26 protein-coding genes are annotated in these 26081 nt (G+C 61.1%); 9 read left to right on the top strand and 17 right to left on the bottom strand.

The genetic code is table 11. The features are described from left to right. Positions 1-4: 4 nt before the first annotated feature. Positions 5-607 carry an RseA family anti-sigma factor gene (locus LG31_RS0101725; protein ID WP_033112789.1) on the bottom strand — a complete coding sequence of 201 codons (603 nt, stop codon included), beginning with the start codon at positions 605-607 and terminating at the stop codon, positions 5-7. 22 nt (positions 608-629) lie between these two features. Beyond that, positions 630-1211 (bottom strand): RNA polymerase sigma factor RpoE, encoded by a 582-nt coding sequence (gene rpoE / locus LG31_RS0101720; protein ID WP_033112788.1) that lies wholly within the window; start codon positions 1209-1211, stop codon positions 630-632. 182 nt (positions 1212-1393) lie between these two features. Here rpoE and nadB point away from each other — a divergent pair, with 182 nt between their 5' ends. Continuing rightward, positions 1394-3001: an L-aspartate oxidase gene (nadB, locus tag LG31_RS0101715; protein WP_033112787.1), complete on the top strand. Its 1608-nt coding sequence runs from the start codon at positions 1394-1396 to the stop codon at positions 2999-3001. A 123-nt stretch (positions 3002-3124) separates the two neighbouring features. On the opposite strand, the gene LG31_RS0101710 is transcribed toward nadB, so the two are convergent. Then, on the bottom strand, positions 3125-3502 hold the full coding sequence (locus tag LG31_RS0101710) for a protein YgfX (RefSeq protein WP_033112814.1): 378 nt from the start codon (positions 3500-3502) through the stop codon (positions 3125-3127). 19 nt (positions 3503-3521) lie between these two features. After that, positions 3522-3791 (bottom strand): FAD assembly factor SdhE, encoded by a 270-nt coding sequence (locus LG31_RS0101705; RefSeq protein ID WP_033112786.1) that lies wholly within the window; start codon positions 3789-3791, stop codon positions 3522-3524. A gap of 111 nt (positions 3792-3902) precedes the next feature. On the opposite strand from LG31_RS0101705, the gene ygfZ reads away from it, so the two are divergent. Then, positions 3903-4811, top strand: a complete 909-nt coding sequence (gene ygfZ / locus LG31_RS0101700) for a tRNA-modifying protein YgfZ (RefSeq protein ID WP_033112785.1) — start codon at positions 3903-3905, stop codon at positions 4809-4811. A gap of 6 nt (positions 4812-4817) precedes the next feature. Here the strand turns inward: ygfZ and LG31_RS0101695 are convergent, their stop codons facing one another. Continuing rightward, positions 4818-5699, bottom strand: coding sequence for a LysR family transcriptional regulator (locus tag LG31_RS0101695; RefSeq protein ID WP_033112784.1), 882 nt, complete (start codon positions 5697-5699; stop codon positions 4818-4820). Positions 5700-5834: 135 nt separating this feature from the next. Here LG31_RS0101695 and LG31_RS0101690 point away from each other — a divergent pair, with 135 nt between their 5' ends. Beyond that, a complete protein-coding gene (locus LG31_RS0101690) occupies positions 5835-6284 on the top strand; it encodes a PACE efflux transporter (protein WP_033112783.1) in 450 nt (149 codons plus the stop codon). Between the two features lie 106 nt (positions 6285-6390). Here the strand turns inward: LG31_RS0101690 and LG31_RS0101685 are convergent, their stop codons facing one another. Continuing rightward, positions 6391-6741 carry a hypothetical protein gene (locus tag LG31_RS0101685; RefSeq protein WP_033112782.1) on the bottom strand — a complete coding sequence of 117 codons (351 nt, stop codon included), beginning with the start codon at positions 6739-6741 and terminating at the stop codon, positions 6391-6393. 218 nt (positions 6742-6959) lie between these two features. On the opposite strand from LG31_RS0101685, the gene cutA reads away from it, so the two are divergent. The 4 genes from cutA (at position 6960) to LG31_RS0101665 (ending at position 10032) form a co-directional block, all read left to right on the top strand. Continuing rightward, the gene (gene cutA, locus LG31_RS0101680) at positions 6960-7277 is read left to right on the top strand and encodes a divalent-cation tolerance protein CutA (RefSeq protein WP_033112781.1); all 318 of its coding nucleotides are present in this window, start codon (positions 6960-6962) and stop codon (positions 7275-7277) included. Next, complete coding sequence (locus tag LG31_RS0101675) at positions 7274-9058, top strand: protein-disulfide reductase DsbD (RefSeq protein WP_033112780.1); 1785 nt, start codon at positions 7274-7276, stop codon at positions 9056-9058. The genes cutA and LG31_RS0101675 overlap by 4 nt, the downstream gene beginning before the upstream one ends. Then, positions 9048-9539 (top strand): GNAT family N-acetyltransferase, encoded by a 492-nt coding sequence (locus tag LG31_RS0101670; RefSeq protein WP_033112779.1) that lies wholly within the window; start codon positions 9048-9050, stop codon positions 9537-9539. Before LG31_RS0101675 ends, LG31_RS0101670 begins: the two co-directional genes overlap by 11 nt. 79 nt (positions 9540-9618) lie before the next feature. Continuing rightward, complete coding sequence (locus tag LG31_RS0101665) at positions 9619-10032, top strand: hypothetical protein (protein WP_033112778.1); 414 nt, start codon at positions 9619-9621, stop codon at positions 10030-10032. Between the two features lie 62 nt (positions 10033-10094). On the opposite strand, the gene LG31_RS0101660 is transcribed toward LG31_RS0101665, so the two are convergent. The 11 genes from LG31_RS0101660 to LG31_RS0101605 form a co-directional block, all read right to left on the bottom strand. Beyond that, on the bottom strand, positions 10095-10490 hold the full coding sequence (locus tag LG31_RS0101660; protein WP_238567460.1) for a hypothetical protein: 396 nt from the start codon (positions 10488-10490) through the stop codon (positions 10095-10097). Positions 10491-10879: 389 nt separating this feature from the next. Beyond that, on the bottom strand, positions 10880-12184 hold the full coding sequence (locus tag LG31_RS0101655) for an NAD(P)/FAD-dependent oxidoreductase (protein WP_033112776.1): 1305 nt from the start codon (positions 12182-12184) through the stop codon (positions 10880-10882). A 158-nt stretch (positions 12185-12342) separates the two neighbouring features. Next, complete coding sequence (fbaA, locus tag LG31_RS0101650) at positions 12343-13422, bottom strand: class II fructose-bisphosphate aldolase (protein WP_033112775.1); 1080 nt, start codon at positions 13420-13422, stop codon at positions 12343-12345. Positions 13423-13537: 115 nt separating this feature from the next. Then, positions 13538-14701 (bottom strand): phosphoglycerate kinase, encoded by a 1164-nt coding sequence (locus LG31_RS0101645; RefSeq protein WP_033112774.1) that lies wholly within the window; start codon positions 14699-14701, stop codon positions 13538-13540. A 61-nt stretch (positions 14702-14762) separates the two neighbouring features. Further along, positions 14763-15773 carry an erythrose-4-phosphate dehydrogenase gene (gene epd / locus LG31_RS0101640; protein ID WP_033112773.1) on the bottom strand — a complete coding sequence of 337 codons (1011 nt, stop codon included), beginning with the start codon at positions 15771-15773 and terminating at the stop codon, positions 14763-14765. Between the two features lie 82 nt (positions 15774-15855). After that, positions 15856-16785, bottom strand: coding sequence for an ROK family protein (locus LG31_RS0101635; protein ID WP_033112772.1), 930 nt, complete (start codon positions 16783-16785; stop codon positions 15856-15858). A 111-nt stretch (positions 16786-16896) separates the two neighbouring features. Then, positions 16897-17964 carry a uroporphyrinogen decarboxylase gene (gene hemE / locus LG31_RS0101630; protein WP_033112771.1) on the bottom strand — a complete coding sequence of 356 codons (1068 nt, stop codon included), beginning with the start codon at positions 17962-17964 and terminating at the stop codon, positions 16897-16899. 169 nt (positions 17965-18133) lie between these two features. After that, a complete protein-coding gene (nudC, locus tag LG31_RS0101625) occupies positions 18134-18913 on the bottom strand; it encodes an NAD(+) diphosphatase (protein ID WP_033112770.1) in 780 nt (259 codons plus the stop codon). A gap of 245 nt (positions 18914-19158) precedes the next feature. After that, positions 19159-22323, bottom strand: a complete 3165-nt coding sequence (putA, locus tag LG31_RS0101615; protein ID WP_033112768.1) for a bifunctional proline dehydrogenase/L-glutamate gamma-semialdehyde dehydrogenase PutA — start codon at positions 22321-22323, stop codon at positions 19159-19161. Between the two features lie 333 nt (positions 22324-22656). After that, positions 22657-23262 (bottom strand): TIGR04211 family SH3 domain-containing protein, encoded by a 606-nt coding sequence (locus tag LG31_RS0101610; protein ID WP_033112767.1) that lies wholly within the window; start codon positions 23260-23262, stop codon positions 22657-22659. 152 nt (positions 23263-23414) lie between these two features. Continuing rightward, the gene (locus LG31_RS0101605; RefSeq protein ID WP_033112766.1) at positions 23415-24233 is read right to left on the bottom strand and encodes a potassium channel family protein; all 819 of its coding nucleotides are present in this window, start codon (positions 24231-24233) and stop codon (positions 23415-23417) included. A gap of 32 nt (positions 24234-24265) precedes the next feature. Here LG31_RS0101605 and LG31_RS0101600 point away from each other — a divergent pair, with 32 nt between their 5' ends. Next, positions 24266-25516, top strand: coding sequence for a methyl-accepting chemotaxis protein (locus LG31_RS0101600; protein WP_033112765.1), 1251 nt, complete (start codon positions 24266-24268; stop codon positions 25514-25516). 79 nt (positions 25517-25595) lie between these two features. Then, positions 25596-26042, top strand: a complete 447-nt coding sequence (locus tag LG31_RS0101595) for a GNAT family N-acetyltransferase (RefSeq protein WP_033112764.1) — start codon at positions 25596-25598, stop codon at positions 26040-26042. Positions 26043-26081: the final 39 nt, after the last annotated feature.

Here is a 26081-nt window from a genome sequence, read left to right as displayed (position 1 = left end):
CTCGTTATTGTTGGATCTGTCTGTCTTGCAACAGGCGCTGCTGTAACTGGTGATCACGCAGGAAGGCATTGATGCGTTCGCGTTGCTCCTGCATCTGCTGTTCGGTCATTCCCTGTTGCGGCCGAACGCGGTTGCCCTCTTGCGGATAGTGGACGCTCACTGGCGCGGCACTGCCACCGATGGGGATGGTGTTGAGCACAGGGTTGTTCGGCACGCCGTCCTGACCCTGATACTGCTGCACCCCGAATATGACGGCTGCAGCCACAGACGCTGCGATGGCATATTGCCCCAGCTGCTGGCCAACCCGACGAAACAGGGGCACCACATTGGAATCTGTTTTGACCGGTGCAACGACCGGTTGCGCCACCGGCGCGGCCTCGACCGGCTTGGGTGCCAGTATGGTCGGCTCATCCTCCAGCGCAGCCATGATGCTGTCACTGAGATCCAGTTGCAGATTGACCGGCAGGTCACCCCGCATGGCATCGCCAATCAGGTGGTAACGACCCCAGGTATCTTGCAAGCCGGAGTCCATCTCTAGCTCGTTCAGTACCTCTGCGTCACTCAGCTCACCATCCATCAGGGCAGAGATTTGCTCTTTGTTTGCCATAAGTTAACCCGTCTTTCCCCAGTTAATTCTCGATCAGAGGTTGCAGCTTTTTGTCGATTGCTTCCCTCGCCCGGAAGATACGGGATCTGACCGTACCCACTGGGCAATCCATGATTTCGGCAATCTCTTCATAGCTCAGCCCTTCCAGTTCACGAAGGGTGATCGCTGTCCTCAGGTCTTCCGGCAATGCCTCAATGGCTGAAAACACGGTGCGTTTGATCTCGTCAGTCAGCGCCAGGTTTTCCGGGGTTGAGACCTCTTGCAAGGCTTCACCGCCGCCATAAGACTCCGCTTCGTCAGCCTCCACATCACTGCTCGGGGGCCTGCGCCCCTGGGAGGTCAGATAGTTTTTCGCCGTGTTCACGGCAATTCGGTACAACCAGGTGTAAAAAGCACTCTCGCCGCGGAATGTCGGCAATGCCCGGTAGGCTTTGATAAACGCCTCTTGCGCCACATCGGGCACGTCGCCGGGGTTGTTGACATACCGGGCAATCAGGTTGACCACCTTATGCTGGTATTTTTTTACCAACAGGTTGAAAGCTGCTTTGTCGCCGCGCTGGACCCGTTCAACCAGCTGTTCGTCCAGTAGATTCTGGTCGCTCATCAGAGCCGTAAAACCCCCATCAGGTTATCGTTCTTCTTTTCCGGCCCTTCCTAAGCGCACAAGTTCAGACAGGGAGAATCAGAGAAAGTTCGAATCTGTTTAAAAAAATGTGATGCAGGCTGCATCCTCGCCACCGCTTGGGCTACCATGGTGCCAGTTCTTAATCCAGGCCAATGATACTTATGAAAGCAAGTGTTGAATACCTTTGCGACGTACTGATCATTGGCAGCGGTGCCGCTGGTCTGACTCTCGCATTGCGATTGGCAGACCAGGCCAAAGTCCTGGTTCTGAGCAAGGGGCCCATCAGTGAAGGGGCCACTTTCTATGCGCAAGGAGGCATCGCTGCCGTGTTCGACGAGACCGACAGCATCGAATCCCACGTGAGCGACACGCTCAACGCCGGGGCCGGGTTGTGTGACCCGGCCGTGGTCGAGTTCACCGCCCGCCACGCCCGCGAGTCGATCCAGTGGCTCATTCAGCAGGGGGTTCCCTTCGATCAGGAGGAGAACGCCGAGGGCGAATCCCAATACCACCTCACCCGGGAAGGGGGCCACAGCCATCGCCGCATCTTCCACGCGGCGGATGCCACCGGCAAGGCGGTGCAACTCACCCTGATCGATCAGGTGCGCGCCCACCCCAACATCCAGCTGATGGAACGCTTCAACGCGGTCGACCTCATCACCACCCGCAAGCTCGGTCTGCCGGGCAACAAGGTGCTGGGCGCCTATGTCTGGAACCGCAATGCCGAACAGGTCGAGGTGGTTCGCGCCCGCTTCGTGGCGCTGGCTACCGGTGGCGCATCCAAGGTCTACCAGTACACCTCCAACCCCGATGTGAGTTCTGGTGATGGCATCGCCATGGCGTGGCGGGCCGGCTGCCGGGTGGCGAATCTGGAGTTCAACCAGTTCCACCCCACCAGCCTGTTCCACCCGGACGACCCCAACTTCCTGCTGACCGAAGCGCTGCGTGGCGAGGGTGCCTATCTGCGCCGCCCGGACGGCAGCCGCTTTATGCCGGAGTTTGACGAGCGGGCCGAGCTGGCACCGCGCGATATCGTCGCCCGCGCCATCGACCACGAGATGAAGCGACTCGGTGCCGACTGCATGTATCTGGACATCAGCCACAAACCGGCCGATTTCATCATCAAGCACTTCCCGACTATTTATGAGCGCTGCCTCGCGGTCGGCATCGACATCACCAAGGAGGCGATGCCCATCGTCCCGGCCGCCCACTACACCTGTGGCGGTGTGATGATCGATAACAACGGCCAGACCGACATCCCCGGCCTCTACGCCATCGGTGAAGTGACCTACACCGGGCTGCACGGTGCCAACCGAATGGCCTCCAACTCCCTGCTCGAATGCGTGGTCTACGCCCATCAGGCGGGGGCCGACATTCTGGCCAAGCTGCCGATGAGCGCCGAACCGCCGCGCCTGCCCGCCTGGGACGAAAGCCAGGTAGAGGATTCTGACGAACTGGTGGTCATTCAGCACAACTGGCACGAACTGCGCCTGATGATGTGGGACTACGTGGGAATCGTGCGCACCAACAAGCGCCTCGCCCGGGCCAAGCGCCGCATCGATCTGCTCAAGCAGGAGGTACAGGAGTACTACGCCCACTTCCGGGTCTCCAATAACCTGCTGGAGCTGCGCAACCTGTTGCAGGTGGCCGAGCTTATCGTCAACTGCGCCCTGCAGCGCAAGGAGTCGCGCGGCCTGCACTACAACCTCGATTATCCAGAGATGCTGCCGGACTCGAAACCGACCGTACTGACCCCGGAGCGGGATTGATCCCCTCTCCTGCCATACCCATGACCCCGCTTCGGCGGGGTCATTTTTTTAGGGCCATCCGGACAAAGCGCTACCCAGTTCCTTGCTCCTGCAAAGAGGTAACTCGGGAAGATATGAGATCGTTCAGCGCCGGTCGGCAGGAAAGTTGATTGCCCGGGCCAGCAGGCGGTAGTGATCGGGGGCCAGCGCATCGGCGAAGAGCCAGAGCATGCAAGCGCGCCCCTGCTCCGGATGCAGCTCAAGGCGCAGCACGCCGGGTAGAATGCGGCTCTTGTTACCGAGCCGATAGGATACGCTCTGCCAGCGCAGCCACTGGCCATCCCACTCCAGCTCGAACGGGGTATGGGGCAACGCACGCCAGCTCAGGGCGAACGCCAGCAACCAGACGGGAGCAAACAGCGCCCACTGCCAGCCAGTAACAAGGGCGCTGACCGGCCAGAGCAGCAACAGAGAGAGGGCTACCAGCCAATTGCGCTGATGGCGGGAGGGGTGAACAGGGATGATCACCCGCTCCACGGCATCAGGCCTGACGGTCGTGACGGGCCTGATTGCGCTCCAGGATCATCTTGATCATGGCGCTGAAGGCGGGATCGGCCGGTACTGCGTGACCCATGGTCCAGCGGAACAGGTCCGGATCATCGCTCTCCAGCAGGCGGATAAAGGTCTGCTGATCGGCTTCGCTCAGGGAGTCGAACTCGTGTTCGAAAAAGGGCATAAAAACGACATCCAGCTCGAGCATGCCACGGCGGCAGGCCCACTTCAGGCGGGATTTTTCAACTGGGCTCAACATGGAACTCTCCTTACAAAGACCCGGGGATGGTACCAGCTGGATTTTCCGGCTGACAAACATTAGTTACGTCTTTACCATGCAGGTCACATACTTTCTCTCTGGAATACCATCGTGAGCCTGCAACCCCCTGTTTTTCCTGCCGAGCCGACCCGCTTCGCCCTGACCAAGATAGCCATCACCCGACTGAGTGGTCAGGATCGCGTCAAATATCTGCAAGGTCAGGTCACCTGCGACGTCAACGCCCTGCAACCGGGGCAGAGCACGCTGGGTGGTCACTGTGATCCCAAGGGCAAGCTGTGGAGCGATTTTCGCCTGCTCTGCCTTGAAGAGAGCCTGCTGCTGCTGACCACCCCATCGGTACTGGAGCGCCAGCTGCCGGAGCTGAAAAAATTTGCCGTCTTCGCCAAGGTGGAGATTGCCGCCGACGAGCGCCATGCCACCGGTCTGGCTGGCAAGGGCACAGATGCGTGGATCGCCGCGCAGTTTGGTCTGGAGCAGAGCGGCCTTATCGCTGGCGGCATGGCGGTGCAGATCGAACAGGATCGCTGGCTGCTGGTGAGCAGTGAGCAAGCCGATGCGCTGCCGGCGGGTGATGAATCCCTCTGGTGGGGTCTCGAGATCAAGGCCGGTCTGCCGCACATGGAGGCGGTGCATCAGGGCGAGTTCATCCCGCAGATGCTCAACCTGCAGGCGCTCGACGGCATCTGCTTCAACAAGGGCTGCTACATGGGGCAGGAGACGGTAGCCCGCGCCAAATATCGCGGCGCCAACAACCGCGCCCTGTTCCTGCTGGCAGGCAGTGCCAGTGAGCCGGTCAATGCGGGCGATACCCTGGAGATCCAGCTCGGTGACAACTGGCGTCGCAGCGGCATGGTGCTCAACGCCTGGCAACATCAGGGTCAGGTGTGGCTCACCGCCGTACTGCCGAAAGACACCGAGGCTGACGCCCGTTTTCGCCTCAAGCAGGAGGAGAGCTCGCAGCTCACCCTGCAACCCCTCCCCTACGAACTAACCGAGTAAAGTCGGCTAGCGAGGCACCCGCGCCAGCAGGGCCTCCTTCAGCCAGCGCCCCGCCTGCCCCAGCGGGCGGGCGCGATGCCACTGCAGCTCCAGCGCCAACGCATGGCTGGCGATAAAGTCGGGCTCCAGCACCACCACTTCGCCCCGCTTCAGCGGCTGATGCAGCAGAAATTCCGGAATCGCGGACCAGCCAAGGCCCCGCTTGACCAGCTCCAGCACCCCGAGATCCCCCTCGACCCACCACACCTGAGCAGAGATGCGAAACCGCTGGCGCTCGCTCCCTTCCCGTCGTCCGGTGACCATCAGCTGGCGTGCCCCCTGCAGATCGACCTCCCGCAGCGGCTGCTTGCGCGCCAATGGATGATCCGGCGACACCACCAGCGGCATGGTCACCTCCCCCAGCGAACGGGCGACGATCTCCCGCTGGGGATGCACCTTCTGGTAGCTGATGCCGAGCTGGGCCCGGCCAGTCACCAGCATCTCGGTCACATCCTCCATCAGCGGGAAGAGCAGCTCCAGCTCCACGGTCGGGTAGCGGGTGGCGAACTCCTCCAGCAGGGTGCCGAGCCAGGGGAGGTGAGAGTCATCATCGATGGCCAGAGTGAGGCGTGACTCCACACCGGCAGCCAGTTCGCCGGCAATGGACTGCAACCGCTCACTCTGCGCCAGCAGGATACCCGCCTCCTGCACCATGCGCGCCCCCGCCTCAGTCAGCTGCGGATAGCGACCGCTGCGGTCAAACAGGGTTAGCCCCAGATCGATCTCCAGATTGGCGATGGCGCTGCTTACCACCGACTGTGCCTTGCCAAGCTTGCGGGCAGCGGCGGAGAAGGAGCCGCTCTCGGCAGCGGCCAGCAAGATTTTCAGTTGTTCCAGCGATGGATTCACTCTTCTGCTCCTCTTTTTGGATCCCGACAGGCCAGTCATCTATCTATTTTAGCGATAGATACCAACATGAAACCATCGCAATTTGGCGATAGATTGCCCCCATGTTTTCAACGTAACTGTTCAAGAGAGTGATTTATGCGTACCCGTAACGACCGCATCCGCCAAGCCATCGGCTTTGAAGTGATTGGCCTGCTGATTGCCGCCCCGCTGGCCAGCTGGGCGACCGGCATTCACCTCAGCCACATGGGGCCACTGGCGCTCTTCTTCTCGGTGATGGCGACCCTCTGGAACTACGTCTACAACATCGGCGTCGACAAGCTGCTGCTCAAATATCAGGGCCACACCTACAAGAGTGTCTGGCAGCGGGTGGTGCACGCCATCGGCTTCGAAGGGGGTCTCCTGACCGTGGCCCTGCCGGCCATGGCCTGGTGGCTCAACGTCAGCATGCTGGAGGCACTGGTGCTGGATCTGGGCTTCGTCGCCTTCTATCTGGTCTACGCCTTTGTCTACAACTGGGTTTACGACAAGGTATTCCCGATCCCGGGCGAATCGATGCCGCACCTGCAGCAGAATGCGCTGGGTTGAAGAGAGACCGGCAACAAAAGGTAAAAACAGGGCACCATCATGAAACGTAATGATGGTGCCGGAGAGGAGGTCGGGACGCGCTGACCGGGCGGTCAGCGGCAGAGGGTCAGGCCTGAGCCTTGGCGGCTTCGCTGTTCTCGGCCTCTTCGCTCTCCTGTTGAGCCTGGGCGGCCTGCAGGGCTTCCAGTTCGTTCTGGTAGTCGCTCAGGATCTGCTGGGCCACTGCCATGTCACCCTTGTGCTTGCGCTCGAACAGATGGTGCTGCACCACGCCGTTGAGATACTCCACCGTGATGGGCTGCTCAAGGGTTCCCATCAACTCCTCTTTCTCCAGCTCGGCATTGATTTCATCGGCGGTCGTGCGCAGCAGCCCGGCCAATTGAACCAACATGCGGCGCTCACCTTCGCGCAGCAGGCTCAACATGCGGTTTCTCTGCTGCTCATTCTGTTGGGTCATACATTTCCTTACGTCGATAGGGAACAATCCCGCTCATTCTGCCCTGTCCCCGAGACAGCGTCTATCTCATGCCCCCCACTAATTTTCGGCGTTCGCTCACAAATGGCGCCAGATGCTATTTGCTCCGGCTCTGGGGTATAGTAGCCGCTGATTTTCGGGATATTTCTGCAGCAAAAGGGTGTCCCGCCAGCTTATTCATCGAGGCGAACTTCTCCGTTATGACCGATGCCATTGTGGTGCTCTGCACCTGCCCCGACCAAACCAGTGCCGACCTTGTCTGCGAACAGTTGCTTAACCGCCAGCTGGCCGCCTGCATCAATCAGCTGCCGGGGGTCACCTCCGTCTACCGCTGGCAAGGCAAGGTGGAGCGGGCGACCGAGATCCAGCTCGTCATCAAATCCCGCCAGCCGCTCTTTGCCGAACTGCAGGCGTGCATTCTGGCCCATCACCCCTATGAGGTGCCCGAGCTGCTGGCGCTGCCGGTGAGCGCCGGCCTGCCCGCCTACCTCGACTGGCTCAAGGAGGAGACCCCATGATGCGCAGTCGCCTGTTCACCCTCCTGCTGGTACTGCTGACACTGGCCACGGCCGGACTCGTGCCAGCCCGGGCCAGCGGCACCGATATTCTCGGCTCCCTCGGCCTTGCGGCGAACGCCAAACCGACGTTCCTCAAGGTGGATGAGGCATTTCGCCTCGAGAGCGAACAGCGGGGTGATCAGCTGCTGCTGACCCTCAACATCGCTGACGACTACTACCTCTATCGCCACAGCCTGCGCTTCAAGGGAACCAACCTCACCTTCAGCGACTCGGCACTGCCGGAGGGGAGCGAGCATGAGGATGACTTCTTCGGCAAGACCCGGGTCTACTACCAACAGGTGACCATAGCCGTGCCGCTGCGAGAGGTGGGGGAGCACGCAACCCTGCGCCTCACCTATCAAGGCTGCACCGACGGTCTCTGCTACCCGCCGACCGACAAGCTGATCGAGGTTGCCCCGCTCGCCGCGTCTGGCACGGATAACCTGCAGGCAGCCAACCCGTCGCTCAGTCAGCAGGATCAGCTGGCCGCCGCCCTCGGCAGCCAGGGCTTCTGGCTCAGTGTCGCCGCCTTCTTCGCTCTGGGGCTGGGGCTCGCCTTTACCCCTTGCGTCTTCCCCATGTACCCCATTCTGACCGGCATCATTGCCGGTGCCGGCCATCGCCTCTCCACCGGCCGCGCCTTCCTGCTCTCCATGGTCTATGTGCAGGGGATGGCGGTCACCTACACCTTGCTCGGACTGGTGGTTGCCTCGGCAGGGCTGAAGTTCCAGGCTGCACTGCAACACCCCTATGTGCTGATCGGCCTCTCGCTGATGTTCGTGCTGCTCGCCCTCTCCATGTTCGGGCTCTACACCCTGCAGTTGCCGAGCAGCTTGCAAACCCGGCTTTCCGGCCTCTCCAACCGCCAGCAGGGCGGCTCGGTGGCCGGGGTCGCCATCATGGGGATGATCTCCGGGCTGGTCTGCTCCCCCTGCACCACGGCCCCGCTTTCGGGAGCCCTTATCTATGTGGCCCAGAGCGGCGATCTCTGGCTTGGCGCTGCGGCGCTCTATGCCCTCTCGCTCGGAATGGGGCTGCCGCTGCTGCTGCTCGGCACCTCGGGCGGCAAGCTGCTGCCCAAGGCGGGCGCCTGGATGGATGTGATCAAGCAGCTGTTTGGCTTCGCCCTGCTGGCGGTACCGATCCTGCTGCTCTCAAGGCTCTGGAGCGATCAGATCACCACCCTGGCCTGGCTTGGCTGGGGACTGCTGCTGTGCGGCTATCTCTATCACCACAACCAGCACCAGCCCCACTCGGTGGCCAAGAGCCTGCGCGGCTTCGTGCTGCTGCTGGCGATGATCAGCGCCGTAGTGGTGGGCAAGGATCTGCTGCAACCGCCCGCTACCGGCGCTGTCACGACGGGCACCAACCAGAGCGCCCCGCAGTTTGTCCGCATCAAGACCCTGGCTGATCTCAAGGTGCAGCTGGCTGCCGCCCGCGGCAAGCCGGTGCTGCTCGACCTCTATGCCGACTGGTGCGTCGCCTGCAAGGAGTTCGAACACAAGACCTTCAGCGACCCGGCAGTGCGCGAGCGTTTCGGCCAGATGGTACTGCTGCAGGCGGATGTCACGGCCAACGACGATGCCGATGTCGAGCTGCTCAACACCCTCAATGTACTCGGGCTGCCGACCCTCATCTTCTTCGACCGTGAGGGCAAGGCGCTGACAGGCCAGCGGGTCACCGGCTTTATGGGGCCGGCGGAGTTCCTCGATCACCTCGACAGGGTCAGCAATGCCAAGTGAGCTGCGGCGACTGCAGGCAAGCGATGCGCCGGCCTTGCAGCGTCTGCTTGAACTGGCCCCTGCCTATCAGGCGGCGGTGAGCGATGAGCCCCTCTCCCCGGATGCTGCAGAAGAGGAGCTTGTAGCCTGCCCACCCGGCCTGCCGCTCTCTGCCAAGCATCTCATCGGTCGCTGGGAAGAGGGGGAGCTAACCGCCGTCATCGATCTGCTGCGCGGCTATCCCGACCCGACCACCGCCTATCTGGGGCTGTTGCTGGTAGGGGAACCCTGGCAAGGTGCTGGTCGTGGTCAGGCGCTCTATCGCCACGCCTGCTCGCTGGCGCGCTCATGGGGAGCCACCCGACTTCGCCTGTCAGTCATTGCCAACAATGAACCCGCACTCTCTTTTTGGCAGCGCAGAGGGTTCACCGAGTGCTATCGTCGCGAGCTGGCTGGCTATCGGGCCGAGGCCATCGTGCAGGAACGCGCACTGGAACCGTGAGCCGAGGTTTGCCACCGCCCGTTCGCGTGGCACAATCTGCCCTCCCGTTTTGCTCTTTTTGCACCTGTTCGGAGTTTTGATGAAAAAGTGGTTCATCCCCCTGCTGGCCCTCTGGCTGTTTGGTTGTAGTGCAGGGCCCGGAGAAGATGTTATCCGCCAGCAGGTTACCGCCAAGTTGCTGGCCGAAACGGATGCCAACCTGTTCGATATCAGCGACTTCACCATCCTCGGCAAGGAGGAGCGGATGGAGGGGGTCTATCTGGTCAAGGTGAGCTACCAGCTCCACTTCAAGCAGGGACTGGATCAGCTGCAGGTGCTGCACGACGAAGATCTGATTTATGACCGTGTCGGCCCCTTCCAGCAGGAGATGGGACTGATGGAGCTCGAGCGCAAATATGGCGAGTTCGAAGCGGGTCAGGTACTGCCGCAAGAGGCGGAGGTGTGGATGATGAAAAGCGAACAGGGGTGGCGACTGGCTGAACCGGCGCAATAAAGGGCTGCCCGCCCCTTACTCTCTGCAACCTCGAACCGGCAGCTCTGCCGTTACCGACCAGCTCAGACCTGGGTATCGACCCGATACCCTTTTCGCCCGGCGGATTCACCCGGCAGCTTGCTGGCCAACCCCGACAGCACATCCTTGAGGGTGATCCCGCTATCTGCCGCACCGCTGCTCTCCAGCAGCCTGGTCAGCTGGCTCTGCAAGGGGTCAGTCGCGTCGTTCTGCCCCCCTTGGCTGCTCTCTTTGTCCTTCCCGCCTTGTTGATCCAGCGTCTCCAGCAGACGAGCCAGATCCCGTTTCAGCGGGCTCTCGCTGTTGTCGGCGAGCGCAATCTTTCGTTGTTCCTGTTCTTGCCGCTGTTGTTGCTGCAACGCCAGCTGTTGCTCCTGCTGCTGTTGCAGGGCTCCCATCATGGTATTGATGAACGCCTCCAGCGAGTCCTTGATTGACATATGGCTTCCGCTGCCCCCTTCTCCTTTCGGCGACAGCCCGAGATTATCGAGTACAGAGCCAAGGTCGCGCACCATCCGGCTGTCACTGCCAGTTGGTGACGACAGCGTCGCCCTCTCCAATGGCTGCGCGATAGAAGATCCCTGCCGTTGCACCAGCGGGCGGGGCCCGCCTGACGCGACCACATTCATCTCCATCTCGGCCCTCCTTCACATCTTTTTCAGTCAGCGAACCCGCTCTTGTTCGCCTGACCCGGCATCACTCTCACACCTAAAAGATAGCGCCAACCGGAAGGGATTAGCGCTAACGCATGTTTTGGTCTATCAGGCTGTGCGCTAGTGCAGTGCCGCTATAAACAAGGGCTGGCGGGGCACAATGCCCCGCCAGTGACTCAGAAGATATCCTTGAAACGGTGCCACAGCATCCCCAACGCCAGCAGCGGAGAACGCAGCGCCGGGCCCCCCGGGAAAGTGATATGGGGCACGCTGGCGAAGAGATCGAAACCCCGGCTCTCGCCGCGGATCGCCTCGGCCACCAGCTTGCCCGCCATATGGGTGGCATTGAGGCCGTGCCCCGAGTAGGCCTGGGCATAGAGCACGTTGGGGTGAGCCTTCAAGCGGCCAATCTGCGGCAGCCGGTTGGCGCCAATCCCGATCATCCCGCCCCACTGAAACTCGATGGCGGTGCCAGCCAGCTCGGGGAAGACTCGCAGCATCTTGGGCAACATGAAGGCCTTGATGTCGCGGGGATCCCTTCCCGAGTAGTTGCAGGCCCCGCCAAACAGCAGGCGACCGTCGGCGGAGAGGCGGTAGTAGTCGAGCGCCACGTTCTGATCGCACACAGCCATGTTTTGCGGCAGCAAGCGCTGGCGCAAGCGGCGATCCAGCACCTCGGTGGCGAGAATGTAGGAGCCGGCCGGCAGCACCCGCCCTCCCAGCTCCGGATTGAGGTCGTTGAGGTAGGCGTTGCAGCCGATCACCAGATAGTCGGCAGTGACCCGGCCGTGGGCGGTGGTCACTTCAACCTGCTTGCCGTAATCGATATGGGTCACTCTGGAGTGTTCAAACAGGGAAACCCCGAGGCTGGCTGCGGCGCGCGCCTCGCCGAGCGCCAGATTGAGGGGATGGAGATGGCCGGAGCCCATGTCGATGAGGCCGCCGATATAGCGATCCGACCCCACCACGCTATGGATATCTTCCCGCGGCACCAGTTTGAGTTCGCGCTCATACCCCAGACTCGCCAGATGGTCGAGATCCTCCTCGAAGCCGGCCAGATGGCGCTGACGGGTGGCCAGATCGCAGTAACCCCAGGTGAGGTCACACTCGATATTGAAACGCTCAACCCGCTCGCGTACCAGCTGCACCGCCTCCAGCCCCATCAGGTCGAGCTCGCGTACCCCTTCCTCACCAATCCAGCGGGCGAACTGGCTGGTATCGTGGCCGATACCGCGAATAAGCTGGCCGCCGTTACGCCCGGAGGCGCCCCAGCCGATGCGGTTGGCCTCCAACAGCACCACCTTGTAGCCTACATCAGCCAGGTTGATGGCGGTGTTGAGACCGGTAAAACCGCCGCCGATGATGCAGACATCCGCTTTCAGCTCGGCCTCGAGTTCCGGCCACTGCTGCGGATCGTTGCGGGTCGCGGCGTAGTAGGAGGCCGCGTGCTCCTGATATCCGATGTGCTTTCCTGCCTGCATGTTCAGCATCCTGCCTTGTTGCAAATTGTTTAATAAAATAAGCAAACTTGTTTCGATAATACCCAGCTACGGCACGGCAAACCAGCTACCACGGATCACAGAAATGCAAAAGGCGCCCCGAAGGGCGCCTTTTCATGCAATCAAGGTGCTGTAACGAATTACAGTACGTTGATGGCGTTCAGGTCGGAGAATGCTTTCTCCAGACGAGCGATCATGGAAGTCTGACCTTCACGCAGCCATACGCGCGGGTCGTAGTACTTCTTGTTCGGCTTGTCGGCACCTTCCGGGTTGCCCAGCTGACCTTGCAGGTAAGCTTCGTTCTTCTTGTAGAAGTGCAGCAGACCTTCCCAGGTAGCCCACTGGGTGTCGGTGTCGATGTTCATCTTCACTACGCCGTAGGAGATGGACTCGCGGATCTCTTCCAGAGTGGAACCTGAACCACCGTGGAATACGAAGTCCAGAGACTTGGCAGGGATGCCGAACTTCTCGGAAACGTACTTCTGGGAAGCGTCCAGGATGGACGGGGTCAGTTTGACGTTACCCGGCTTGTATACACCGTGTACGTTGCCGAAGGAGGCAGCGATGGTGAAACGCGGGCTGATCTTGGACAGACGCTCGTAAGCGTAAGCAACATCTTCCGGCTGGGTGTACAGAGCGGACTGATCCATGTGGCTGTTGTCGACGCCGTCTTCTTCGCCACCGGTGCAACCCAGTTCCAGCTCCAGAGTCATGTTCATCTTGGCCATGCGGGTCAGGTACTCGCAGCAGATGTCGATGTTCTCTTCCAGAGACTCTTCGGACAGATCCAGCATGTGGGAGGAGAACAGCGGCTTGCCGGTTTCAGCAAAGTGCTTCTCGCCCGCTTCCAGCAGACCGTCGATCCACGGCAGCAGCTTCTTGGCAGCGTGGTCGGTGTGCAGGATTACCGGCACGCCGTAAGCTTCGGCAACAGCGTGAACGTGCTTGGCACCGGAGATGGCACCCAGGATGGCAGCTTTCTGACCTTCCAGCTTCAGACCCTTACCGGCGGTGAACACGGCACCACCGTTGGAGAACTGAACGATAACCGGCGCTTTAACCTTGGCGGCAGCTTCCAGTACGGCGTTCACGGAGTCGGTACCAACGCAGTTTACGGCCGGCAGAGCGAAGCCGTTCTCTTTAGCGATGGCGAACACTTTCTGAACGTCATCACCAGTGATCACGCCGGGTTTTACGAAGTCGAAAATTTTCTTAGACATGTTTAATCGTCCTGTCTCGTATGCCGTTAATAAAAAATGGGGGGTTCATCATGAACCGGCACAGCGGGCACATGATAAACGAAACGGGAGGCTTTTGCCCCCCGTTCCGGGTCAATTAGGCTTTGGCGCGCTGTTCCAGAATCTCAACAGCCGGCAGAACCTTGCCTTCTACGAACTCCAGGAAGGCGCCGCCGCCAGTGGAGATGTAGGAGACTTTGTCAGCGATGCCGAACTTGTCGATGGCAGCCAGGGTGTCGCCACCGCCAGCGATGGAGAAGGCCGGAGAAGCAGCGATGGCTTCGGCGATGATCTTGGTGCCTTCAGCGAACTGGTCGAACTCGAACACGCCAACCGGGCCGTTCCACAGGATGGTCTTGGCGTTCATGATGATGTCAGCCAGAGCCTTGGCAGAGTCAGGGCCGATGTCGAAGATCATGTCGCCGTCGGTCACATCGCTTACAGACTTGATGGTCGCCGGAGTGGACTCGGAGAACTCGGCACCAACAACCACGTCGGTGGTCACAGGAATGTTGGTCTCGGCAGCCAGTTTCTTGGCAGTGTCGATCAGGTCGTGCTCGCACAGGGACTTGCCGACGTTGTGACCGGCAGCAGCGATGAAGGTGTTGGCGATGCCACCACCGACAACCAGCTGGTCAGCGATTTTGGAGAGGGATTCCAGAACGGTCAGCTTGGTGGAGACCTTGGAGCCGCCAACAATGGCAACCATCGGGCGCTCGGGCTTCAGCATGGCTTTGCCCAGAGCTTCCAGTTCACCAGCCAGCAGCGGGCCGGCACAAGCTACCGGAGCGAACTGGGCCACACCGTAGGTGGAGCCTTCGGCGCGGTGAGCAGTACCGAACGCATCCATTACAAAGACGTCACACAGGGCGGCGTATTTTTTGGCCAGCTCTTCGGTGTTCTTCTTCTCGCCTTTGTTGAAACGGCAGTTTTCCAGCACAACCAGCTCACCGGCAGCGACTTCTACGCCATCCAGGTAATCCTTGGCCAGGCGAACCGGGCAGGACAGAGCGTCTTTCAGATAGTTGACAACCGGCAGCAGAGAGAACTCTTCGTTGTACTCGCCTTCGGTCGGACGACCCAGGTGGGAGGTGATCATCAGCTTGGCGCCCTTTTCCAGAGCCAGCTTGATGGTCGGCAAGGTAGCGACGATACGTGCATCGGAGGTGACCTTGCCGTCTTTTACCGGCACGTTCAGGTCAGCACGGATCAGAACGCGTTTGCCCGCCAGATCCAGGTCAGTCATCTTGATAACAGACATATTCAGTCCTCTATATTTTCCAGGTAATGTTAAAAACAGTAACCTTTCGCCCGGGGCAGGCTCAGCCTGCAACCATCATGGCCCGGGTGGTATCCAGCATCCGGTTTGCGAAGCCCCATTCGTTATCGCACCACATCAACATCTTGACGAGGTTGGCATCGCTCACCCGGGTCTGGGTACCATCAATGATGCATGAGTGCGCATCATGATTGAAGTCTACGGAGACCAGCGGTTCTTCCGTGTAATCCAGAATACCGTGTAATGTACCTCTGGATGCCCGTTGCAGGGCTTGATTTACGTCACTAACTGTCACTTTTTTACGAACAGTAATACTCAGATCCATCGCTGTTACATTGATGGTCGGCACCCGCACCGCGATCGCCTCGAACTTGCCGGCGAAGTGGGGCAGGATACGCTCCAGCCCCTTTGCCAGCTTGGTATCCACCGGAATGATGGACTGACTGGCAGCGCGGGTTCGGCGCAAGTCACTGTGGTAGGCATCGATGACTTGCTGATCATGCATGGCCGAATGAATTGTCGTAATAGTACCACAATTTATCTCGAATTCTCGATGCAATGTTTCAATCACCGGCACCACGCAGTTGGTGGTACAGGAGGCGTTGGAGACGATCCGCTCGCGCCCTGTCAGCACCTGATGATTGACCCCGTAGACGATGGTTGCGTCCACATCTGCTTCGGCCGGATGAGAGAACAATACCTTGCCCGCCCCCGCCGCCAGATGCAGCTCGGCATCGGCCCGCGAGCCGAATACCCCGGTGCAATCCAGCACCACATCCACCCCCAGCGCCCGCCACGGCAAGTTCGCCGGATCCCGCTCGGCAAACAGGGAGATGAGATCCTCCCCCACCAGCATGCTGTTGCCGGCCAGCTGCACCGGATAGTGAAAACGGCCGTGGCTGGTATCGAAGCGGGTCAGGTGCACCATGGCTTCGGGAGCCGCCAGCTCGTTGATGGCGACGATCTTGATGGTCTTGTCGCGCCCGCTCTCGTAGAGGGCACGCAGTACATTGCGGCCGATCCGTCCGTAACCGTTGATGGCAATCTTGATCATCTGGCAGCCAGTTCCTTACCACAGATTTGCTAGCGCATGGGCTAGAGAAAAGAGCAGCCGACCGGCCGCCCGGGAGCCCCGGCTACGACAGCAGGGCCTCCTTGAATTCACCGCGGGCCAGCAGTGCGGCCCCGAATACCCCGGCACTGTCACCAAGGGCAGGAGCAATAATGGGGGCACTGAAATGGGGATTAAAGAGGAAGGGCAAAATAGTCTCCCGTCCCACACTGTACAGGCTCTGCACGTTGCCCACCCCGCCGCCGATAACGATCACATCCGGGTCGAGAATGTTGACCACGTTGGCCAACGCCTGACCAAACAGCAGGTGCAACCGGTCGATAGTGAGCTTGGCCACATGATCGTGGGCGGTCGCTGCCACAATCTGGGCGAGCGACAGCCGACGTTTGGCCTTGGCCTCGTACCAGGCCTCCAGCGCCGGGCCGCTGATCAGGGTCTCGACGCAGCCGTGCTTGCCGCAGTAGCACTCGGGGCCGTCGGGAGAGAGCACATTGTGGCCCCACTCTCCGGCGATACCGTGATGACCGTTGAGAATGCGGCCGTTGATGACGATGCCGGAGCCGACCCCGGTGCCCATGATGATGCCGAACACCACTTTCGCATCGGGATGGTGCTGGCGCACCGCACCGAGGTGAGTTTCTGCCAGCGCGAAGCAATTGGCATCGTTGGCGATCAGCACCGGCACGCCCAGCTTGCGCTCCAGATCTTCCTTGAACGGCTTGCCGTTGAGCTCGGTGGTGTTGCAGTTCTTCATCAGGCCGGTCTGTGGATCCCGCGCCCCCGGCGTGCCCATGCCAATAACGGCGGGGCGCTGGCCAATCTTCTCGGCGCACTCTGCAACCAGCTTGGCGATCTGGCCGATCATATGGTCATAACCGCCCGCCCGCTCAGTGGGGATGCGATGGCGCAGCAGCACCTCGTCACCATCCAGCACCACACATTCACACTTGGTACCACCAAGATCGATACCCCAATCCAGTGACTTGCTGCTCATCTTGCCTCCTGCACGGGCGCCACACTCTCGTCGTCGCGGCGCCTTTTTAAATGTAAAACGGGGCCTTGCGGCCCCGGATATCAAACAAACTCTTCTTTTCTCGCCCCGGCCTTAGCGGCCGTGGTACTGAGCGGAGAGCTCGTGCACCGCGTTGACGAACACGCCGGCATGTTCCGGGTTCACATCCTGATGGATGCCGTGACCGAGGTTGAAGACGTGACCATTACCGTGACCGAAACCGGCCAGAATGGAGGCGACCTCTTCACGGATGCGAGCCGGGGTAGCGTAGAGCATGGAGGGATCCATGTTGCCCTGCAGCGCCACCTTGTCGCCGACCCGGCGCTTGGCGTCGGCAATGTCGGTGGTCCAGTCCAGACCCAGTGCATCGCAACCGGTGGCGGCGATCTGCTCCAGCCACTGACCGCCGTTCTTGGTAAACAGGGTGACCGGCACGCGGCGACCGTCGTGCTCGCGGATCAGGCCATCGACGATCTTGTGCATGTACTGCAGGGAGAAATCGCGGTAATCGCGCGGGGTGAGCACGCCGCCCCAGGTGTCGAACACCATGACCGCCTGCGCCCCCGCCTTGATCTGGGCGTTGAGATAGGCAATCACGCTGTCGGCCAGCTTGTCGAGCAGCAGATGCAGGGTCATGGGCTCTGCGTACATCATCTGCTTGATCTTGGTGAATGCCTTGGAGCTGCCCCCCTCCACCATGTAGGTGGCCAGAGTCCAGGGGCTGCCGGAAAAACCGATGAGCGGCACTTCGCCTTTCAGCTCGCGGCGAATAGTGCGTACCGCATTCATCACGTAGCCAAGCTCATCTTCCGGATCCGGAATGGGCAGCACCTGCACGTCGGCCATGGAGGTGATCGGGCGCTCGAAGCGCGGGCCTTCACCCTGCTCGAAGTAGAGACCCAGCCCCATGGCATCGGGCACGGTAAGGATGTCGGAGAAGAGGATGGCTGCATCGAGCGGGTAGCGGCGCAGCGGCTGCAGGGTGACTTCACAGGCCAGCTCGGCATTGCGGCACAGGGACATGAAATCCCCCGCCTGGGCGCGAGTCGCCTTGTATTCCGGCAGATAACGGCCAGCCTGGCGCATCATCCATACCGGCGTCATGTCTACATCCTGACGCAGCAGAGCGCGCAGGTATCGATCGTTCTTCAGCTCTTTCATCCCAGTTCCTGAATTCATATCACGCATAAAATGGCGGTCATAATACCACTTTGCCCACCGGAGCGGACTGCCCAAAACGTGGCAAATGGGTGATCGGTTGCAAAGATGTGAAGGGGCGCAAGCCTGACCGCCCCATTCCCGAAAAGATCGGCGAAAAGATGAACGCCAGTTACCCCTCGCCAGCCAGCGACAACTCGATCAGCCGCCGGGCAATGGTGCCATGGGGTGGCAAGCGCGGCAGCCGGTCGGCGGCAAAGAAAGCGGCGGCGACCAGTTCGTCATCCTGCACCCTGATCTCGCCGCTCTCGTAGTCGGCGGTAAAACCCATCATCAGACTGTGGGGGAAGGGCCAGGGCTGGCTCGCCACATAGCGCACATTGGTTACCCGGATGCCGCTCTCCTCGAACACCTCCCGCGCCACGCACTGCTCGAGGTTCTCTCCCGCCTCCACAAAGCCGGCCAGCACGGTATACATGGGATCGTCCGCCTGATAGTGACGGCGATGGGCCGCCAAGAGGATCTCCGGCCCCTTGCGCACCGCCACGATAATGCAGGGTGAAATGCGCGGATAAACCGTGTGGCCGTGCTGGCACACCTGTGCCCACTCCCCCGCCTTCGGGGTCATGGGGGCGCCGCACTCGCCGCAGAAACGGTGGGTGCGGCGGAAGGTGGCGAGCTGCCAGGCGCGGCCCGCGAGACGAAAGCTCTCTTCGTCCCCCGCCACCATCAACTGGCGCAGAGGGGCCATCATAGTCGTGTCGGCCTCAGCCCCCAGATCCAGCAGATAACAGGGCAGCCCCTGCCACTCATCAAAACGCTCGAAACGGGCACCTGCCAGCGCTGCGGGCAGGCACGCCTTCACGCCGCTCGGCACCTGACCCGCCTCATCGAGCAGGATTTGATGGTCACCCGCCACGACAAACCAGCGGGCTTGTTCAGTTAATGACATCGGATAAACACTCTCGTTAAGTCAGATTAAACAACGCCACGGTCACAGCAGGCTGCAGCAGGGGCAAAATAGCGCGAATGGGCCCCATCTTACGGCCAGCACAGGTCGCTGACGACCCCGCCACCACAACAAAATTGCCTCCGATCTTCGCCCCGCCCAGGCAAAAACCGGCGAGCAAGAGGAGAACACCAACAAAGAGGCCGCCCGAAGGCGGCCTGCTGTCAATCGTTCTCTCGCTGTGTCGATCAAGCATCGCCCATCGCCAGCAGGGAGGCGTTGCCGCCCACCGCCGTGGTGTTGATGGTGCGGGTCTTCTCGGTCACAAAACGACTCAGATAGTGGGGGCCGCCCGCCTTGGGGCCGGTGCCGGAGAGCCCCTGGCCGCCGAACGGCTGCACCCCGACCATGGCGCCGATCTGGTTGCGGTTGATGTAGACGTTGCCCACGTTGATGCGGCTCGCCAGCTCCTCGGCGTGGGATTCGTTGCGGCTGTGGATCCCGAGCGTCAAGCCGTAGCCAGTGCCGTTGATGTCGCTGATCACCTTGTCCAGATCCCGGGTGGCGTAGCGCACCACGTGCAGGATGGGGCCGAACTGCTCCTTGGCCAGCTCGCGGATGGAGCCGATCTCCAGCGCGGTCGGCTGGACAAAGTGCCCTTCCATGGTCGCGGCCGGCATCGGCGCCTGCGCAATCAGGCGAGCGCGGGGCACCATGTAGGCGAGGTGAGCATCGAGACCGGCCTTGGCATCGGCATCGATCACCGGACCGACGTCGGTGTTGTGCTCGGCCGGGTTGCCCACTTTCAGCTCCTGCATGGCGCCGGTGAGGATCTCCAGTACCCGCTCGGCGATCTCCTCCTGCAGGTAGAGCACCCGCAGGGCCGAGCAGCGCTGACCGGCGCTCTGGAAGGCGGCGCTCACCACGTCGCGCACCACCTGCTCCGGCAGGGCGGTGGAGTCGACGATCATGGCGTTCTGGCCGCCGGTCTCGGCGATAAGCGGCAGGATGGCGCCATCGCGCTGGGCCAGGGTCATGTTGATGAGCTTGGCGGTCTCGGTGGAGCCGGTAAAGCAGACGCCGCCGATGCGCGGATCCGCCGTCAGCTTGGCGCCGACGGTGGCGCCGTCACCGGGCAGCAGTTGCAGCACGTCGCCCGGAATACCTGCCTGATGGGCCAGAGTCACCGCCAGATGGGCGATAAGGCCGGTCTGCTCCGCCGGTTTGGCGATGACGGTATTGCCGGTGGCCAGCGCCGCAGCGATTTGGCCGAGGAAAATCGCCAGCGGGAAGTTCCACGGGCTGATGCAGACAAAGACGCCGCGCCCCTGCAGGAACAGCTCGTTCTGCTCGCCGGTGTAACCGGGCAACAGGGTCGCCAGCCCCATCAGGCTGCGGGCCTGCACCGCGTAGTAGCGGCAGAAATCGACCGCCTCGCGTACCTCGTCGATGCCATCTTGCAGCAGCTTGCCCGCCTCGCGGGTACACAAGGAGACGAACTGCTCGCGGTTCGCTTCCAGCAGATCCGCCAGCTTCTCCAGCGCGGCGGCACGCTCTCTCACCGGGGTTTCACGCCAGCGCGGGAAGGCAGCGTGGGCGGAGGCCAAGGCCTGCTCCACCGCCTGCTCGTCGGCCCAGTGGATCTTGCCGACGGTGAGACTCACATCCTGCGGGCTCAGCACGGTACGTGCCTCGCTGCGCTTGAGGGGCTCGCCATCGACGATGGGGCCTGCCAGCCACTGCTTGCTCTCCAGCTCTTTCAAGCGGGCGAAGAAGGGGCGCTGGATGGAAAGGATGTTCATGTTGACGCCGCTGGAGTTCTTGCGGTCGCTGAAGAGGTTCACCGGCTGCGGAATGCGGTCGTTGGCAAAGCCTGAGTAGCGCTTGAGGGTGCGCAGCGGGTGCTCGGCCAGCGAATCCACCGGGGTATTGGGATCCACCAGCTTGTGAACGAAGGAGGTGTTGGCCCCGTTTTCCAGCAGGCGGCGCACCAGATAGGGCAGCAAGTCCTTGTGGGCGCCGACCGGCGCGTAGATGCGGCAGTGCAGGCCGGGATTGTCGCTCAGCACAGCGTTGTGCAGCTCCTCGCCCATGCCGTGCAGACGCTGGAATTCAAACTGGCGATCACCCGCCATCTCCAGAATGCTGACCACGGTATTGGCGTTGTGGGTGGCGAACTGGGGAGCGATAAAGCCGCGGGTCGGCTCGCTCAGCAGGTAGCGGGCGCAGGCTAGGTAGGAGATGTCGGTGCCCGCCTTGCGGGTAAAGAGCGGGTAGCCGGGCAGACCCGCCTGCTGGGCATATTTCAGTTCGCTGTCCCAGTAGGCGCCTTTTACCAGTCGCACCGGAATGAGGTCACCCTGCTCGCGGGCCAGCGCGGTAAGCCAGCAGAGTACCGGCAGGGCGCGTTTGGAGTAGGCCTGCACCACCATGCCGAGTTTGCCCCAGCCACGGTTGGCGTCGGAGCGGTAGAGCTGTTCGAACAGATCCAGCGACAGCTCGAGTCTGTCCATCTCCTCGGCATCGATGCTGATGGCCACATCCTTGTCGCGTGCCAGACGCACCAGTCCCACCAGCCGCTCGCACATCTCGCCAAGTACCCGTTCGCGGTTGGCCACGTCATAGCGCGGATGGAGCGCCGAGAGCTTGATGGAGATGGACGGGGCCGGGCCGCCGTCGCTGATCCGCTCGTGGCCCACCGCCTCGATGGCGTTGCGATAATCGGTCAGATACTTGTCGGCATCCTGCATGGTCAGCGCCGACTCACCCAGCATGTCGTAGGTGTGGGTGTAGCCCAGCTCGCGGGATTTGCGGCTCGCCTTGAGCGCCTCTTTCATGTCGCGCCCCAGCACGAACTGCTTGCCCATGATCTTCATGGCGGCGTACATGGCGGAGCGCACCACCGGCTCTCCCAGCTTGTTGACCATGCGCCCCAGCAGGTTGGCCGGGTTGCCGTCGAGCTTCTTGTCGAGCTTGATGATCTTGCCGGTCAGCATCAGCCCCCAGGTGGAGGCGTTGACCAGGGTGGAGTCACTCTTGCGGAAGTGGGAAGACCAGTTGGCGCCGGAGAGCTTGTCCTTGATCAGGGCGTCGGCGGTCTCGGCATCGGGAATGCGCAGCAGCGCCTCGGCCAGACACATCAGGATGATCCCCTCCTGGGTATCCAGGCTGTACTCCTGCAGGAAGGCGTCGATACCGTCACCGGAGCCGCTCTCCTTGCGCACCTTGGTCACCAGAGTACGGGCGCGCTGGGTCACCTGCTCCAGCGAGGCGCCATCCCCCGGCAGCATGGCCGACAGTTCGGCCAGATAGGCATTTTCATCCACCACGTAGTTTTGGGTGATGGCTTCGCGCAGGGCGGCCAGATCGGAGGGGATATAGTCAGCGGCAAGCACTTGAGTAGCTTTGAACATATGGGGTCTTCCTGTACGCCCTAAGGCTGATATCGACAAAGGCGGTCGCGCCGCCGAAACGCCGACAATGTATACAATATCCTCCCCTATATGAAATGAATTTGTTGCCACTCTTTAACAAAGATCGCTAATTCACCCTATTCATTCCCTTTTGAAGCCAGCCCGCCAATAAACATGAGGGTCATCTGACTTCATTTTGTATACGATCTTCCACCACCCGCCTGTCGCAAAGCAGCCATGCATCCCGCCCAATACCGGATCTCGCTCAATGCGCCCAAAAAAAGAAGGGCCGCCACGGCGACCCTTCTCATCAATTCATTCAGCCAGATGCTGTCAGTTCATCCAGCGATCGCTACGGCTGCGACGGCGAGGCAGCATGGGCAACAGGATGCCAAGCAGGATACCGGCACCGACCATGGCACCACCACGGATGAACCAGTCCATCTGCATGTCGTGCTCCTGGTTATCGTAGCTCTGGGTCAGGGCGTCGTTCTGCTCTTTGAGATTGTTCATCTCTTCAGCCTGGCTGACCAGCTGGGCCTTGAGGGCGGCAATCTCCTTGCTCTGGGCAGCGATCTGACCATCCTTCTCGGCGAAGCGTTTCTCGTTGTCGCCGTTGAGGTTTTGCAGGCGGGCCTTGAGCTCGTCACGCTCTTTTTCTACCTGCGGCAGTTGCTCGCGCAGGCTGATCTGGCTCTGCAGTTCGCTGCTTTTGATCCATCCATCACGGCCGCGACCGTCCACCACCTGAGTGAAACCGGCCTCGCCGTTCACCGCCTTCACCTCCAGCGGTTCACCAGCCTTGACGCTACCGAGGATCCGGTACTGGGTCCCCGGACCATTGTGGATAAAGGTAAAGATGTTGTCTGAAACATAACGGGTATCGGCCAGTGCCTGTTGGGCACACAAGCAGATAAGAATCCCGAGAAGGGCGCGCATGGTTGATCGATTCTCTTTTTCAGGTTTGGACAAGAGGTTGAATGTTAAGCCGCCAGCAGGTTAAAGGACAAGCAAAGAAAAAGCACCTCCCCTGCTCTGCCACAACCGATAGCTGGGAGCTGGCTCGCAACTTGCGCTCCCGTGCGACAACCTTACTTCTTCTTGAGCTCGCGCACCTCGTCACGCAGCGCCCGCAACTCGCGCAGCAGCTGCTCCTGCTGGTTGTTGTAGTGGTGACGCCACTTGTCGGTTTCGCTCTCCTTGGCCGGCTGCAAAAAGATGCTGGCCATGAAACCGCTGATGGCGCCAAACAGGCCAACCCCGAACAGGATCAACAGGCTGGCGACAAAGCGCCCCTCCTCCGTCCGCGGCACCAGATCGCCGTAGCCCACGGTCGACAGGGTCACCAGCGTCCACCAGAAAGCATCGTAGGGGGTCTGGATCTCGCTGCCGGGCTGGCCCGACTCGATCCAGTACATCACGCCGGAGCCCACCCCCAGCAACAGGAAGAAGAGGAACAGAATGCCGGAGAGGGTGGTCTCGTTGCGCTCGCGGCGGAACATGGCCCAGAGATCCGGGTGCTCCTTGAACAGTTGATAGACCCGCCACAGCTGGAGCAGACGGGCCCAGCGCAGCTGCTCCACCATCGGCAGACTGCCCGGCAGATAGATCCAGTTGGCCATGAAAAATGCCTTGCGATCGGGCGCCCTGAGCCAGCCATAGGCGAAGTGAGCGAGGAAGAAGTAGCAGATCAGACTGTCGAGGTCATAGAAGAGCTGCAGGGTCTGCGGGGTGATGCTCGCATGACCCCACCAGCGGGCCGTTACCAGTAACACCGAGACTATCGACAGAAATGCCATCAGCAAATCCATCGCCCGCAAGTGAGTTAAGTGATGCCGCATACATTTTCCAACTTTAAACACAGTGCAAATTAATAAAAGAGAAGATAATGCCGATAGCCTTGAGGGCAAAGGAAAAAGCGATTTTCAAAGGAGATTTTACGATGCAGTTGAACCTGCTGGAGAAGCGGATGAGCAACATTCGGCTGGTGCCGAAAGTGGTGTTGCTGATGGTGATCAGTACCATTTTGCTACTGACCAAACTCTGGTTTGATGCCAACAATCTGGAGGCCACCCTGCTCACCGAGGGGCTGGATCCGGAGAAAGCCAACGCCATTGCCGACCGCCTGCTCTGGAGCGGCCTGATGGAGACCACCATCATGGGTCTGCTGTTCGTGATCCTGCTGATGACCGGCTCCCGTCTGATGGTCAAGCAGGTACACTATCTGGTCGATCTGCTGGAGCGTTTCGCCAAGCGGGACCTCAGCCACAAGGTACTGCTCCGCTCCCGCGACGAGTTCGGTGACATCGCCAAGGCGGTCTCCCACTCGCAGGAGAACCTCAAAGAGGTGTTTGGCAGCCAGCGCGCCGCCTGCAAGGAGCTCAACGACATCGCCTCCCAGGTGACCCTCTGCATGGAGGAGGCCAACGAGGCGATCAGCGAAGAGTTCGCCCAGATTGAGCAGCTGGCCAGCGCCATGAGCCAGATGGTCGGCGCCATTCGCGAGGTGGCCTCTCACGCCGATCAGGCCTCCCGGGCCACTGCCGAGACCAGCCAGCTGGCGGAAGAGGGGAGCCGCTGCGTCGCCGAGACCGTCAACACCATCGACACCCTCTCCGGCAACATCCAGCGCTCCGCCAGCGTGGTCAACGAGGTGGAGCACGGGGTCGAGCGGATTGGCTCGGTCGTCGACACAATTCGCGGCATCTCGGAACAGACCAACCTGCTGGCGCTCAACGCCGCCATCGAGGCCGCCCGCGCCGGTGAAGCGGGCCGCGGTTTTGCCGTGGTGGCCTCCGAAGTGCGCGAGCTGGCCAACCGGGCCCAGGCCGCCACCGTCGAGATCCAGAAGATGATCGAGCAGTTGCAGGGCAATGCACGTCAGGCTGGCGAGCTGATGGCCCAGAGTGTGCAACAGGCCGACAAGGGGGTTGCCCAGGTGACCCAGGCGGGCGATCAGCTCGCCACCATAGTGGAGCGGGTACAGGGCGTGGCCGACATGAACCGCCACATCGCCGCCGCTTCCGATCAGCAGAGCTCGGTGGCCGAGGAGATGCGCGGCAATCTGGAGCAGGTCAAGCAGATCGCCGAAGGCTCCGTGGTGGTGCTGCGCGAATTGCAGGAGGCCTCGGTACTGGTGGAGCAGCACAGCCAGGAGCTGGATGGCCAGATCCAGTCCTTCAAGCTCGCCTGACTTTCCCGTTCCAATCCGGTTAGACTGGAAGGCCCCGCGAGGGGCCTTTCTCATTTCTGACCCACGGCAAGGAGCCAACATGCAGCAGAGCACGACGCACTCACCCATCGAGATCAGTGACGACAAGGGGCGGCTCGATCTGCCGCTTATCCACCGCTTCTTGTCTGAAGAAGCCTACTGGTGTCGCGGTATTCCCCACAGCACTGTGGTGCGGGCCATCAACCACTCCCTCTGCGTTGGCGGCTATGTCAATGGTCAGCAGGTTGCCTTCGCCCGGGTTATCACCGACAAGGCCACCTTCGGCTATCTGGCGGACGTGTTTGTGCTGCCGGAGTACCGCGGCCGCGGTTACAGCAAGGCGCTGGTGGCCGCTATTGTCGACCATCCCGAGTTGCAGGGGCTGCGCCGCCTCTCCCTCGCCACCTCGGATGCCCATGGCCTCTACGCCGGTTTCGGCTTTGCCCCACCGGCCAACCCGGGCAGCCTGATGGAGATCTACGATCCCGCCATCTACCAGCGCACCTGAATGACTGGCTGCCGATAATTCCCGCCGGATCATGCTTCT

The sequence above is a fragment of the Aeromonas lacus genome, assembly GCF_000764665.1.
In the GTDB taxonomy this organism is placed as follows: Bacteria; Pseudomonadota; Gammaproteobacteria; order Enterobacterales; family Aeromonadaceae; genus Aeromonas; species Aeromonas lacus.
The sequence above is the reverse complement of the archived record's forward strand: the minus strand, read 5'-3'. Positions and strand labels throughout refer to the sequence as shown.